This is a genomic window from Runella limosa DSM 17973, from assembly GCF_000482465.1.
In the GTDB taxonomy this organism is placed as follows: domain Bacteria; phylum Bacteroidota; class Bacteroidia; order Cytophagales; family Spirosomataceae; genus Runella; species Runella limosa.
Genome location: NZ_AXVJ01000025.1, coordinates 45180 through 58131 on the forward strand (window position 1 = coordinate 45180; position 12952 = coordinate 58131).

General features: G+C 44.0%; 15 protein-coding genes. 4 read left to right on the forward strand and 11 right to left on the reverse strand.

Annotation, left to right across the window (positions count from 1 at the left end):
- The first annotated feature begins 1 nt into the window (after position 1).
- Complete coding sequence (locus tag K339_RS0100190; protein WP_028521795.1) at positions 2–1090, forward strand: hypothetical protein; 1089 nt, start codon at positions 2–4, stop codon at positions 1088–1090.
- On the opposite strand, the gene K339_RS32180 is transcribed toward K339_RS0100190, so the two are convergent.
- From K339_RS32180 to K339_RS0100220, 6 genes are all read right to left on the reverse strand, one after another.
- Positions 1083–1673, reverse strand: coding sequence for a Pycsar system effector family protein (locus K339_RS32180; RefSeq protein ID WP_051397704.1), 591 nt, complete (start codon positions 1671–1673; stop codon positions 1083–1085). The two genes, K339_RS0100190 and K339_RS32180, sit on opposite strands and share 8 nt — an antisense overlap.
- A gap of 11 nt (positions 1674–1684) precedes the next feature.
- A complete protein-coding gene (locus K339_RS0100200; RefSeq protein WP_028521796.1) occupies positions 1685–2140 on the reverse strand; it encodes a DinB family protein in 456 nt (151 codons plus the stop codon).
- Between the two features lie 43 nt (positions 2141–2183).
- Positions 2184–3185 (reverse strand): 3-oxoacyl-ACP synthase III family protein, encoded by a 1002-nt coding sequence (locus K339_RS0100205; RefSeq protein WP_028521797.1) that lies wholly within the window; start codon positions 3183–3185, stop codon positions 2184–2186.
- Between the two features lie 66 nt (positions 3186–3251).
- Positions 3252–3503, reverse strand: coding sequence for a phosphoribosylformylglycinamidine synthase subunit PurS (gene purS, locus K339_RS0100210; protein WP_028521798.1), 252 nt, complete (start codon positions 3501–3503; stop codon positions 3252–3254).
- A gap of 43 nt (positions 3504–3546) precedes the next feature.
- Complete coding sequence (gene pssA, locus K339_RS0100215) at positions 3547–4254, reverse strand: CDP-diacylglycerol--serine O-phosphatidyltransferase (protein WP_028521799.1); 708 nt, start codon at positions 4252–4254, stop codon at positions 3547–3549.
- Positions 4255–4258: 4 nt separating this feature from the next.
- Positions 4259–4897: an MBL fold metallo-hydrolase gene (locus tag K339_RS0100220; RefSeq protein WP_028521800.1), complete on the reverse strand. Its 639-nt coding sequence runs from the start codon at positions 4895–4897 to the stop codon at positions 4259–4261.
- Between the two features lie 59 nt (positions 4898–4956).
- Between K339_RS0100220 and K339_RS0100225 the strand changes: the two genes are divergently transcribed.
- The 3 genes from K339_RS0100225 (at position 4957) to K339_RS0100235 (ending at position 8116) form a co-directional block, all read left to right on the forward strand.
- Positions 4957–5706 carry an LOG family protein gene (locus K339_RS0100225; RefSeq protein WP_028521801.1) on the forward strand — a complete coding sequence of 250 codons (750 nt, stop codon included), beginning with the start codon at positions 4957–4959 and terminating at the stop codon, positions 5704–5706.
- A gap of 125 nt (positions 5707–5831) precedes the next feature.
- Positions 5832–6917, forward strand: coding sequence for a GRAS family protein (locus K339_RS0100230; protein WP_229598670.1), 1086 nt, complete (start codon positions 5832–5834; stop codon positions 6915–6917).
- 68 nt (positions 6918–6985) lie between these two features.
- Positions 6986–8116 carry a pyridoxal phosphate-dependent aminotransferase gene (locus tag K339_RS0100235; RefSeq protein WP_028521803.1) on the forward strand — a complete coding sequence of 377 codons (1131 nt, stop codon included), beginning with the start codon at positions 6986–6988 and terminating at the stop codon, positions 8114–8116.
- 16 nt (positions 8117–8132) lie between these two features.
- On the opposite strand, the gene K339_RS0100240 is transcribed toward K339_RS0100235, so the two are convergent.
- The 5 genes from K339_RS0100240 to K339_RS0100260 all read right to left on the reverse strand — a co-directional run bounded on the left by K339_RS0100240 (position 8133) and on the right by K339_RS0100260 (position 12885).
- On the reverse strand, positions 8133–8501 hold the full coding sequence (locus K339_RS0100240; RefSeq protein ID WP_028521804.1) for an SxtJ family membrane protein: 369 nt from the start codon (positions 8499–8501) through the stop codon (positions 8133–8135).
- Positions 8502–8576: 75 nt separating this feature from the next.
- Entirely contained in the window at positions 8577–8726 is a 150-nt protein-coding gene (locus K339_RS37425) for a DUF5989 family protein (protein WP_169731800.1), read from the reverse strand.
- Positions 8727–8834: 108 nt separating this feature from the next.
- Complete coding sequence (locus tag K339_RS0100250; protein WP_028521805.1) at positions 8835–9902, reverse strand: hypothetical protein; 1068 nt, start codon at positions 9900–9902, stop codon at positions 8835–8837.
- Positions 9886–11019 (reverse strand): SGNH/GDSL hydrolase family protein, encoded by a 1134-nt coding sequence (locus K339_RS0100255; protein WP_028521806.1) that lies wholly within the window; start codon positions 11017–11019, stop codon positions 9886–9888. The genes K339_RS0100250 and K339_RS0100255 overlap by 17 nt, the downstream gene beginning before the upstream one ends.
- A 3-nt stretch (positions 11020–11022) precedes the next feature.
- Positions 11023–12885: a carbamoyltransferase family protein gene (locus tag K339_RS0100260; protein WP_028521807.1), complete on the reverse strand. Its 1863-nt coding sequence runs from the start codon at positions 12883–12885 to the stop codon at positions 11023–11025.
- Between the last annotated feature and the right edge of the window lie 67 nt (positions 12886–12952).

The window sequence follows — 12952 nt, forward strand, 5'->3', positions numbered from 1 at the left end:
TATGAAACGCTACATCTGCCTATTCGCTTTTTGTACTTGGGTATGCGCGCACGTACACGGCCACGGTGGTGTTCCTTCCGACACCGCAAAAGTGGAAAAAAAGGCCAATTTTGGCCCGCTCTTTAAAAACGATGACGTCATCAAACTGCGAATTGTCACCAACATTAAAGCCCTCCAAAAAGACCGAGGCGCTTCTCCTTCTAACCACTGGGCAGAACTGTACTATGCCCGCAAGAAGAAAGGTGACTTAAAAATTCCTATTAAGCTCAAAGTACGTGGCAACTTCCGCAAAGCGTCCAAAAACTGTATTTTTCCGCCGTTGCTGTTGGATTTACCGCAAAAGAAAGACAAAAACTCCATCTTTGAGCGCCAAAACCGCCTTAAACTCGTCACCCATTGCCAGAGCGAAGAATACATTTTCAACGAATACTTGGTGTATCGAATGTACAACCTGATTACGAATTACAGTTTTCGGGCGCGAATTGCTCAGGTGACGTACGAAGACTCGGCGGGGCTTCAAAAACCCGTAATAAGTTATGCGTTTTTGCTTGAAGATGAAGACGATATGGCCAAACGCAATAAAGCCAAAGATTATAACATCAAACAAATTCCAATGACCCGCATTGATTCTCTTCAAATGGCGACGGTTGCGGTGTTTGAATACATGATTGGCAACACCGACTGGTCGGTGCCTTATTTGCACAATATCAAACTATTAGCACCCAAAGGAGGAAAGTATCCGATTCCTGTCCCTTATGATTTTGACCATTCGGGCATTGTAGAAGCCAAATACGCCCAACCCGCCGAACAATTGGAACTTGCCTCGGTACGAGAGCGCCTTTTCCGAGGATTGACCTACCCACCCGCGCTGCTTCAGCAAGTTTTTGCACGGTTTAAAGCCGCCAAACCCGAAATCTATGCTTTGTATCAAAACAACCCGAATCTCAAATCAGGCTACATTAAGCGCACTCTTCGCTATTTGGATGATTTTTATTCGATTATCGACAATCCCAAAGATGTAAAGCGCTTGCTGATTTATGGTGGGGGAAAACCACAGGCAGCTGGTGTTGTTATCAAAGGACTTAACTAACCCCAAATAACACCACCAAAAAGCTAAGAAGAACCAACGGAAAACCAATCATAAACACCAAGTAGGTGATTTTCAACAGACGATATTTACGTTCAATGACAAACCCTTGGGCGTAAATATTGTCGATCATCGTCTCTTTCACTCGCTCTTCTTCCGTTACCAGTAGTTTCATTGCTTCCTTATACTCATCGCGCGATAGCGCCAAATAATCACCAAAAAACAACAAGTCAATTTTGGATTTATCTAACGTCAGACGCTCCGCTTTTGAGCGCACCGACGGGCGGGTAGAAAGCAACGCCAAAGTGATAGTCACAAGGCAAACGAGTACCAATAGAGTCATCGGTAGCAATAACCGAGGGTTGGACTCTACTTCACTTACCAAAAAAGTGATAACCACCGAAATGATGATAGAATTAATAGAAATCATCAAGCCCGCTTTTTGGTCGGCCATAGCACTGAGCTGAAGATGGCTTGCCAAAGTCGTCCGAAACATCGTTTCTGCGCTACGGCCTTCTTTTTTTTTCTTCTTCTTTTTATCTTTCTTCGACTTGTCTTTTTCTTTGGGTTGTTCAAACTCTTCCATTGGTCTATTTTTTAAGATTGACGCGCCCAAAGTATAAAGTCAGTCGATGGTACTTGCGACAATTCGGGTTTCAAAATGCTGATGATTTGTCCACGATGATAGGCCGCGTGGTGGCTCAGGTGCGTTAAAATATCCCCTAACGACGACTGAAAAGTAGCACCAGTGGTGGTTTGGTACGTAATAATTTTATCAAAATCAGCTTCGTCGGTATCCTTCACAAAGCTTGACCATTTTTGGTAACTGTGTTCCAATGTTTCGGAAAGCCAAGCAACTGGCAAGACGTCCCACACTCCCACCACCAAATGATCATTGGCAACGCGTGTAAACCAGACCATTTGGGCATTGAGTACGTGGCTCATCAGCGACAAAGCTTTGTCGGGAGGAGTTTCGAGCGATTCAATGGAAGCGACCAATTGGGCGTTGGCCCAACGTTCATAATCAAGAAGTCGGAGAAAATGCGTTTTCATGGAAACAAAGGCTATGATTACTTCGACAATATGTCCAGTACGATTACCATTTAATCAGTGCAGACGCCCACGTAAAGCCGCTACCAAAAGCAGCTAGGCAAACGAGGTCACCTTCTTTGACGCGTCCTTCTTCCCAAGCTTCGGTGAGGGCAATCGGAATGGAGGCGGCGGTGGTATTTCCGTATTTGTGAATGTTGTTATAGACTTGGTCTTCGCGCAGGCCCATCTGCTGACGAATGTACTCGCTGATACGAATATTCGCTTGGTGAGGTACCAGCAGCGAAATATCTTCGGGCTTGTAGCCATTGGCATCCAAAGCTTCGTTGATGGCTTCGGCAAAACGAACAACGGCGTGTTTGAAGACCGCGTTTCCGTTCATAATGACTTCAAATCCTCCCTCATCCACCATCTCTTTGGTAGCCGAGCGAACTGGGCGACTACTGCCTGGGTCTTTCACAAACAAATCTTCCGCAAAACGACCGTCGGCGTGTAAGTGCGTAGAAAGCACGCGATGGGTGGGGTCTTCGGTGGCTTGCACCACGGCAGCCCCTGCGCCATCCCCAAAAATGACGGCTACGTTGCGGCCTTTATTGCTTTTATCCGTCCACGTCGATTGAATTTCAGCTCCAATGACCAAAATCGTTTTGTACGTACTGGTTTTGATAAACTGATCGGCAATCGAAAGCGCATACACAAAACCCGAACATTGTTCCCGAATGTCAATCACAGGAATGCCAATGAGGTCGAGTTCGCGCTGCATCAAAAACGCCGAACCTGGGAAAAAATAGTCGGGCGTAATGGTGGCATACACAATCATGTCAACATCCGATGGCTGCAAACCCGCCCGCTCCAATGCCTGACGGGCCGCCGCAGTAGCCATGCTCGCGTTGGTATCTTTGCCGTAGGTAAAGTAACGACGTTCTTGAATGCCTGTCCGCTCACGAATCCACTGGTCAGAGGTATCCATCAGTTTGCTCAAGTCATCATTGGTTACTACGTTTTCGGGTACGTAAAAACCCAAACCTGTAATTTTGGAATATGGCATGATTGTAGGAATATTAAATAACAAAAGGCAGAACTTCCTTCCGAATGCTCTGCCTTTTTTGCTTCACTAAGCTTCTTTCAACGTGTAAGTATAGTCTTCCATAATCAAATTGGCCAACAATTTACTGCAAGCCGTTTCGACGAGTTGTTGGGCAGCAGCCTCTGAATCAGCGTCTAAACTCAAAGTGATGTGTTTGCCAATACGGACATCAGATACGTCGTCGATACCCAAATTATGAAGCCCGAGTTTAACGGCTTTCCCTTGTGGATCAAGGATTTCTTTTTGGGGCATGACGTTGATTTCGGCGATGAATTTCATAGAACTTAAAGCCCCCCACCCCCAATGGGGGAGATTTTGATTGTTAAGCCCCTTTTGGGGATTTGGGGGCTATGAATGAGAGTAAAATGTAAATACCGACTATCAGCGGAACAGCTGCAAATTTCAGCAAAATCAATAAAACCACCGACACCCCAAGGAAAATATATTTGAGTTGATTTTCTTTCCAACCAAAACTTTTGAATTTAAAGGCCAACAAAGGTACTTCCATAATCATCAAAAACGACATCACGAGCGTGTAGCCTATCAATACCGTTGGATTAACAATGATGGATTGAGACTCAGGATACATCCTAAGAATAAAAGGAAGTGAGGCCACTACAATGGCATTGGCGGGGGTGGGTACGCCAATAAACGAATCAGCTTGACGGGTATCAATATTGAATTTGGCTAAACGCAAGGCCGAAAAAACCGCCAGCAAAAACGCTACGAAGGACACCAACATACCCTCAATTTCGATGGAATCATTGGTACGTTCGAGGTATTGAAATACAATCATGGAAGGCAAAACACCGAACGTCACCATGTCGGCCAATGAATCTAATTCTTTGCCAATGGGCGAGGATTGATTTAAAAGCCGCGCGGCAAAGCCATCAAAAAAGTCAAGCACTGCGGCCAAAAAAATCAAAGCTCCCGCTAATAATAAATCACCCCGAAAGCTGAACACAATACCTAAGCAGCCACAAAGTAGATTGCCGCAGGTCATTAAATTGGGAATCGTAAAAAGGCGCATACGTTTATTTCAAAAAGGGGTTATAACGGCGTTCGTACCCAATGGTAGTGGGCTCCATGTGCCCTGCATATACTTGATAGTCGTCGTCGAGCGTAAAAAACTTTGTACGAATGCTATTCAGGAGAGCAGCATGGTCGCACAAAGGGAAATCGGTACGGCCTACACTTCCTTTAAACAACACATCGCCACCGATGACAAATTTTTGCGGATGACAAATAAAGGCAATGTGGCCTGGCGCGTGGCCTGGCACAAATACCACATCCAACAACGACTGTCCAAACGTCACTTTGTCTCCTTCTTCCAAAAACGCATCGGCCTCTACGGGTTCAAAACCAGGGATTCCCCATAACTTACAGCGACTTTCGACTGCCTCCAATACAGGCAATTCTTTTTTGTGCATGTACATTTTTACGCCATATTTACGCTTCACAAATGCACTCCCAAAGACATGGTCCAAATGCGCATGAGTTTGGAGTAAAGCTGTCACTTTTAATCCTTTTTCTGAAATAAAATTAGCGAGTGTTTCTTTTTCCGACTGCATCAAACAACCTGGGTCGATGATGACCGCTTCCTTGGTCTCGTCATAAAGAATGTAGGTATTTTCTGAAAAAGGAGAAAAAACAAAAGAAGTGATTTGAATCATAGTAGTTAAGCTATTCTGCCGCTAAGTTACTAAAGTATTTCCGAAACCAGACGAGTTCTATGCCCAATCCACCTTTCCCCCCGCCCTTCCTCGACCAACGCACGGGCGACTACTATTTAGAAGGCCCCAAAAGCCGTCGATTTGAGTTTTTGTTTGTTCTCGAAGTTTTTTGGGAATTTCTGAAAGGAATCCGTGCCCTGCACTTTGTTGGCCCTTGTGTCACTGTTTTTGGGTCGGCAAGGTTCAAAGAAGGAAGCGAACACTACGAACAAGCCCGCGAAATGGGTCGGCGCATTGCCCAAGAACTTGGACTTACGGTGATGACAGGCGGTGGGCCTGGCATCATGGAAGCCGCCAACCGTGGGGCGTTTGAAGCGGGTGGACGTTCGGTAGGTTGTAATATCATTCTTCCGCACGAACAAAGCGAAAACCCTTACATGCACAAATGGGTAAAAATCAAGTACTTTTTCATCCGTAAGGTACTTTTGGTCAAATATTCCTACGCATTTGTGATTATGCCAGGCGGCGTAGGCACTATGGACGAACTGTTTGAAACCCTAACGCTTATTCAAACGGGGACGATTCAAAACTTTCCGATGGTATTGATTGGTAAAGCTTACTATGAACCATTGATTGAAATGCTCCAAAAGATGATTGACAAAGGAACAATTTCTCCTGATGACCTCAATTTGCTCAAAATCACCGATGACCTGGAAGAAGCGACCCAGCACATCCAAAGTTATTTGAAGGCAAATTTTAAAATCCAACGCCGCCGTCGCCCTATCTGGTGGTTGTTTGAAAAAGGTTAGCGGTTCGCGTTCTTTTTTTTCCTATTCAATGGCAAATATCAACGCCTTGGTAACTCAGTTTTGAACCTTGGGAGGCGTTGGTTGTAGCTTTGAACCATCAAACAAAAACATAACCGCGCTCGACAATGGACTTTCTCGCAACTACCGCCTTGACTTCTTTACATGACCTAGCTAGTCGGATGCCTCATTCGCTCACCGAAGCTGATAATCAGACGCTTAGTGACATTCATTATGAGTCAGTCGAAGATTTAGAAAACCCTGAGTCATTGTTTCATTATACGCTTACGAAAGCCATGCGTAAGCATACCACAGGAGCACAGAGCCAAGAACATATTTATTTACAACGTTTTGAAATTCCCCAAATTCGTTTGTTTGAATTATTAATTCAACAATTTCCATTGGCAAATTTAAGCCAACATTGTACCAACACTTTATTAATTGGCGCCCTCGCCCAGCACACGCATCCCGTCTTGATGGACATCGGCATTGGGACTGGTTTTCAAGTGGCAAACATCATTGAAGGGTTGTCTAAGAAAGAAAACAGCAGTGTCAAACACCTAACCGTCGTTGGTATTGAGCCTTTTGCCGATGCCGTGACGACTGCCCACGAAAATGTAAAACGCATAAGTACCCAAGCGCCTTTCACGGTTGAGTTGGTGACGGAAGTCGCATTTATCGAGAACTATACCTTGGAAACGCTGCAAGCACTTCTCCCCTCTCAACACGACGGAATTTATGCCAACGCATCGTTTGCCTTACACCATATTCAACACGCTTCGCAACGTAAAACGGTGTTTGAATTACTAAAAACGCTCGGCATTAAAGCGTTGGCTCTGAGCGAACCCAATTCAAATCACTATGAGCCAAACTACCAGCGTCGTTTCCAAAATTGCGTCAATCACTACGGCGCGTTGTTCAGAATTATTGATACCCTCAACATAACCAGTACGGAAAAAGCAGCGTTGAAACTATTCTTTAGCCGCGAAATCGACGATGTTCTTGGCAATTCGGAGGAAGTTCGCGTAGAGAAGCACTACGCCACTAAGCAATGGGAACAACTGCTGACCGAAACTGGATTCCAACTTGAAAAACGTGAGGCGCAGTTCCAATACACCCACCTCAACGGAACAGATTTACAAACCGACCTTCCCAATCGCTACGCCACGGTTTTTGAAGGAGAAGAAATTACAAGTCTTTTCTGGGCTATTTAACACCTTCATTTTATAAATATACCACAATTACTTCAAAAGATTTTCTCTGAACCTTTTCTAACAGAACCATGAACTCAATTGCACAACTGGCGGTACCCCGCGAGATACGGAAATCATTTGCCTTTACTCCCCAAGCCATCTCAGTCGAAATGCCCGAAAATGTGGCTCGGCTTCACTGCAACGAAACTCCTTTCGATTTACCCGAAGCATTAAAGCAGCAGTTGACCGCCAAAATGGCATCATTGGCATGGAATCAATATCCCGATTTTCACAATACCGAACTCAAAGCGCTCATTGCCCAACAAGCCAATGTTAGCCCTGAAAATATACTCTTGGGAAATGGCTCTTCACAACTTATCCAACAAATCGTCAGCTGCTTTTCGAAGGTATTTTCAGTCGCTATTCTCGAAAGCCCTACGTTTACGTTTTACCACCAAGTATGTCAAAACGAACGGATGAGCTATAAAGAGTGGATATTGTCACCCAATACGGGTTTTGACCTTGCATCTTTTCCTCAAGCGACGGAGCCTGCTTTGGTGGTGTTAACTTCTCCCAACAACCCGACGGGCGCAACACTTCCATTGGCACACCTTCAAACATTGCTAGAAAAACACCCAGAATGTGTCTTTGTGATTGATGAAGCTTATGGTGATTTTGGGGGAGAAACAGCGCTTTCGTTGGTACAACGCTATGCCAACTTACTCGTACTCCGTACATTTTCAAAAGGGTATGGTTTGCCTAGTGTTCGTTTCGGTTATGCCGCTGGCAACGCAGCGCTTATCCAATTAGTGAAGAAATATACGATTCCTTTTACGGTCAATTGTTTTACGGAAGTTGTTGTTTCAGAAGCACTTACCAACGCAGAATTTATCAAATTCCAACAAGCCAATATCCAACGTATCAACAACTTACGCGATTTTGTTTATCAGCTTCTCGACGAAGTGGCTGCTCCTCATACGTTTTCGGTTCAGCCTTCATCGGCCAACTTTTTGTTGCTCCGTTTCCACGACGAGGATTTATATAATAACCTCAAACTTGCCCTCCAAGCCAACCGTATTTTGGTAGGTTATCCGCTCCAAAACTGCCTCCGCCTTACCATCGGTACCGAAGTGGAAATGCACCGAGTGGTACGTCTCCTTAAAAAAACGATGGCGCAGCATAAAAGCCGCGCCATCGAAACAAATGTTGTCTGTAAATAAGCAAAAGGGAGATTAACTACCAAATTTGCTCCAAATCTTTGGGTGTATAAGTATGATTTCTTTCTGCATACACCGTATTTGAATCTGGGCGTTTTACGTTCATTGGGTTTTTGGTAGAAAGGCGATAAAGTGTCGCAATCGGCCACAAAAACACATAAAAGAGAACCGTCAAAATAACGCGTGAGTTAAACCAGCCAAGTCCTTCCGCAATTTTAAACCAGATTTTAACGATAAAATCGCCAACGATTGGGATAAAAATACTGATAAGTCCCACTGCCCCTGCCGCATACAAAAGATACGTAGCTGCATTTTTGAAAATAAACGAAAACACCACCAGCCCAGTAACAATCACCAACTGGGCTTTACTTTTTTCTGCTTCTGACATTTCGAGGAGATAAGTTATCTGTTATCTATTACTGGTTATCAGAATTAAAAATAACCAGTAACAGATAACATTCAATTAAAACAATGTATAAATGAAAGGTGCTACGGCAGAGCCACCACCAATCACGATGATGATACCAATCAATAACAAAAGGATGATCATTGGAGCTAACCACCATTTTTTACGTTCTTTCAAGAACGCCAACAAGTCTTTTAGAAAATCCATTTTTTAAAAACGTTTTATTATAGTGCAAATTTAATCGTTGTTACTAGCCGAGGTTATAAGTAACCTCTAACACTCGCAAAATTAATCGTTATTGCTCGCCTAACCAACTCAATATGAGCTGCGAATCATATTGTTTTTCAAAACATAGGAGGCCACATTATTGGCAAACACCCGACAACCATCGTCCGTCAAATGGCAAATATCACAGAAATTTCGACCTTCGCGTGGCAAAAGAGGCATCATATCCATGTAATATACGCCTTTGTTCTCGTTCGCAATTTGTTGCATCATGGCGCGGTGGGTCAAAATCCCTTTCTCCACTGCCAAGGGTGTTCCCCACGTCCGAATAGGTGATGATAAATCACAGCCCGCATAATCCCATTCTTGGTCTTTAAAATTTGACTTGCGCCATTTTTCGGGAATGTAATAGGTAAAGTTTACCAAAATAAGTGGCTCTTTCCGCGCCTGCGCTGTTGCTACAATCTGACTCAGATTTTTTCGATAAGTAGGGGCGGTTTTAACATCAAACGCTTCCGAATAAAAGCGTTCATCGGGTGTATCGTTGACAAAATACCGTTTTCCCACAAGCGTAGATGCGTAATTTAAGAACAAGTGAAACGTAAACGGAATCACTGTATAGCGCATCTCGGGGTGTTGTTTTATCAAAGCGATGTCGTGGTACCAGCGCACGTGGGTATAATCAGAGCGAAACAGCGATGCAGGTATATTGTTGAAACGAGTCTCGTTAATTCCTTCATAAAAAACCACCAAATCGAAGCGTTTGTCTCCCAACATCTTGTATTTATACAAGTTATCGTTGGTATTATGACCCAAATTGGCTAAGTTAAAGTACCGAACTTTAGACGTATTCAGTCCTTTTCGTAGCGAATCTTGCAGATAGCGAGCTACTTTACTCCTCCATTCATCAGCCACAACCGACCCACCCAAAATAAGCACATCCAACGAATCATTATCCGTTGAAATAGTCGAATTTTGAACAAGTTTCAATTCCTTATAAAAGTGTTCCTCAACGGCTAAGTCAGGTCTAACAAAAGGAATTTCTTTACTGATTTTTAGAGTGAGACGAAAAGCTAGTTCGCAAAAAAGTCCAATCAATACGATGGTAATTAACGCAAACAAACCTTTCTGCCTCGCACTGTTACGGGGTGCTTGCATGAATCTGTTTATATAATAAGTCGGCAATCAACGCATTTACTTTGGCGCTTGCATGACCATCGTTTTTACCCACAATTCGTTCCTTTGGGGGAATACTGCCCAAATAATCACTAAGGCGAACGACTGGAATCTTCTGATTTATGAAAAAGTCTTCAATGGGTTTGGTATAACCATTGCTTTTTTCAACGTTCTGTAAAAACGGCACCATCACCACGTACATTGGAGCGTTGTTTTGGCGCGCATAGTCCACAATTTTTTGCAAATCGCGCAAGTGCGGGTTCAGAATTGTTGTATCGGTATATGATTTTTGAACAAAATCGGTAATCGACGCAGGAGGCATGTGCGGAAACTGCCAATAAAGGTAGTTGGGAAAATAAAAACGCATCACCAACGAGCCCGCTCCTGGGATTGTAATATCATCGTAAGGTTGGAATTGTGCCAAAGTCAACTTAGCATCCCGCGCTGCTTTTTCAATATCGTTCGGGAAATATTCCAACACCAATACTTCGGGCTTTACGGGAAACTTCTGCAAACGCTGAAACTCATCACGCGTGTCTGAACCTGAAACGCCCAAATTGTACACGGCATATTTATCTGTGCCCAATTTTTGTTCTAGCTGATCAGAAAAACGGTCTTCCGTATTTTCCAAGCCGTGGCCTGCCGCAAACGAGTCACCCAAAACCAGTACCTTCTTTTTCTTTTCGGCATTTGTTTTAGGAAAATCGCGGTAACCCTCAGATGTGATGGGACGCCAATATTTGGCAAACCAAATCTGAGAGGCTTTGCTAAGGTCACCTTCGTGGCTCTGCGAAATAAACATGAAGGTGATTTCCAACAATCCCACCAACCAGACCACCATAATCCCCAAGGTGGCAATATTAGCGACCAGTTTGTTGCTCTTTTCGTTTTTGATTACCCCGTAATAAAACATGCGGAGCAATTCTACCAACACCAAAAGCAAAGTCATGGCCTTGGCAAGACGAATGTAGAAGTTATCAACTAACCCTGCGTAGGGGTAGTCAAATTTGATATTCCATTTGTCAGGGAAAAACAACAAGACAAATGGAATACCAAGCAATAAAAGTCTAAAAACAGACGTGACGAGTTTTGAAGCCATTGTTTAATCGAGGACAAACTCTTCTTTCCAGTTATCGGTATCTTGCCATTCGGGCTGCTGACGTTTGTCAAACAAATAGTTACCTACCGCCAAGTAGTCCATCTCGGTACGCATGAAACAGCGATAGGCATCATTTGGCGTGCTAACGATAGGCTCCCCACGTACGTTGAAACTGGTGTTCACGATTACTCCGTAGCCTGTCAACTTCTCAAAATCGCTGATAAGCTGGTAGTAGCGTGGATTGGTATCTTGGTGAACGGTCTGAATCCGTGCCGAGAAGTCGATGTGGGTAATAGAGGGCAAATCAGAGCGCAAATAATACAACTTGTTACGTAAGTCGAATCCATCAAAGTCTTTTGGCAAAGGTTTGCGACGCGAATCTTTGACGGGGTGAACCAGCAACATGTACGGTGAGATTCCCTCGTAGTCAAAATAATCGCCTACTTTTTCCGCCAACACCGAAGGCGCAAACGGACGGAACGACTCGCGGTATTTGATTTTTACGTTGAGTTTTTTCTGCATTTCGGCATTGCGTGGGTCACCCAAAATACTGCGCGCTCCCAATGCCCGTGGCCCAAATTCCATACGGCCTTGCACCCAACCTACTACATTTCCATCTGCCAAAATCTGAGCAACCTCTTTGGTTAGGTCATCCAATTTGTCAAAATGTTTGTAAGAGGCTTTGTATTTTTTCGCGACAAGCTCCACGTCGATATCCGAGAAAGTAGGCCCTAAATAAGAACCTTTCATGGCATCACGAGTATAGTTAATGACGCGTTTTTGGTCAAAATAAATATAATAACCCGTCAAAGCAGCTCCTAACGCCCCACCCGCATCACCTGCGGCGGGTTGGATATATACTTCTTTGAAAACGTTCGATTTTTGTAATTTTCCGTTCGATACGCAGTTGAGCGCTACCCCACCAGCCAAACATAAATAATCAGCACCAGTGAGGCGTTTGGCTTCTTGCGCCATTTTCACTACCACTTCTTCGGTCACGCGCTGAATCGCCAACCCAAGGTTACAGTGATGGGCTTCGAGCGGATCTTCAGGACGGCGGGTTTTCATGCCAAACATGCGCTCCCACTCACCTTCGTTTACCATTTTTAAGCCTGTTGCATAGTCAAAGTAGCGTTGGTCTAACCAAATAGAACCGTCTTCTTTGATTTCAATCAGTTCTTTTTTGATGGTCTCGATGTATTTATCAACTTCGGGAGCAGTGGGGTTGCCATAAGGCGCCAATCCCATCAATTTGTACTCTCCCGAGTTTACTCTAAACCCTAAGAAATAGGTAAAAGCAGAATACAATAACCCCAACGAGTGCGGAAACCTCAATTCTTTGAGAATTGACATCTTGTTTCCTTCACCCAAACAGATAGAAGCGGTAGCCCACTCACCCACCCCGTCGATGGTCAAGACTGCTGCCTTTTCGTAGGGAGATGGATAGTAAGCACTTGCTGCGTGCGATAAGTGGTGCTCAGGGAACAGAAGCTTAACGGGCTTCTTTTTGTCGTAACCTATTTTTTCTAATTCCTCGTTGATAAGGCGCTTCAAGAACATTTTTTCTTTGATCCACACAGGAATCGCCGTAATAAATGACTTCAATCCCTTAGGAGCAAAGGTATAATAGGTTTCGAGCAAGCGCTCAAATTTCAAAAGGGGCTTGTCATAGAAGACAATAGCGTCCAATTCATTGAGGGTAGTTCCACCGTATTCTAAACAGTATTTGACCGCATTGGTAGGGAAATTAGGGTCATGTTTTTTGCGAGTGAAACGCTCTTCTTGTGCTGCTGCTACAATTTCGCCGTTATCGATGAGGGCGGCTGCGGAGTCGTGATAAAATGCTGAAATTCCAAGGATTTTCATTCAACCAGAATTATATAAGGCAACAAAACTACGCAGGATTACCTAATATTTCAAAAAATTAGGAAAT

Excerpts from the sequence above, each read along its gene's own strand:
- K339_RS0100190 (WP_028521795.1), top strand. The coding sequence starts at position 2 with ATGAAACGCTACATCTGCCTATTCGCTTTTTGTACTTGGGTATGCGCG.
- K339_RS32180 (WP_051397704.1), bottom strand. The coding sequence starts at position 1,673 with ATGGAAGAGTTTGAACAACCCAAAGAAAAAGACAAGTCGAAGAAAGAT.
- K339_RS0100200 (WP_028521796.1), bottom strand. The coding sequence starts at position 2,140 with ATGAAAACGCATTTTCTCCGACTTCTTGATTATGAACGTTGGGCCAAC.
- K339_RS0100205 (WP_028521797.1), bottom strand. The coding sequence starts at position 3,185 with ATGCCATATTCCAAAATTACAGGTTTGGGTTTTTACGTACCCGAAAAC.
- purS (WP_028521798.1), bottom strand. The coding sequence starts at position 3,503 with ATGAAATTCATCGCCGAAATCAACGTCATGCCCCAAAAAGAAATCCTT.
- pssA (WP_028521799.1), bottom strand. The coding sequence starts at position 4,254 with ATGCGCCTTTTTACGATTCCCAATTTAATGACCTGCGGCAATCTACTT.
- K339_RS0100220 (WP_028521800.1), bottom strand. The coding sequence starts at position 4,897 with ATGATTCAAATCACTTCTTTTGTTTTTTCTCCTTTTTCAGAAAATACC.
- K339_RS0100225 (WP_028521801.1), top strand. The coding sequence starts at position 4,957 with ATGCCCAATCCACCTTTCCCCCCGCCCTTCCTCGACCAACGCACGGGC.
- K339_RS0100230 (WP_229598670.1), top strand. The coding sequence starts at position 5,832 with ATGGACTTTCTCGCAACTACCGCCTTGACTTCTTTACATGACCTAGCT.
- K339_RS0100235 (WP_028521803.1), top strand. The coding sequence starts at position 6,986 with ATGAACTCAATTGCACAACTGGCGGTACCCCGCGAGATACGGAAATCA.
- K339_RS0100240 (WP_028521804.1), bottom strand. The coding sequence starts at position 8,501 with ATGTCAGAAGCAGAAAAAAGTAAAGCCCAGTTGGTGATTGTTACTGGG.
- K339_RS37425 (WP_169731800.1), bottom strand. The coding sequence starts at position 8,726 with ATGGATTTTCTAAAAGACTTGTTGGCGTTCTTGAAAGAACGTAAAAAA.
- K339_RS0100250 (WP_028521805.1), bottom strand. The coding sequence starts at position 9,902 with ATGCAAGCACCCCGTAACAGTGCGAGGCAGAAAGGTTTGTTTGCGTTA.
- K339_RS0100255 (WP_028521806.1), bottom strand. The coding sequence starts at position 11,019 with ATGGCTTCAAAACTCGTCACGTCTGTTTTTAGACTTTTATTGCTTGGT.
- K339_RS0100260 (WP_028521807.1), bottom strand. The coding sequence starts at position 12,885 with ATGAAAATCCTTGGAATTTCAGCATTTTATCACGACTCCGCAGCCGCC.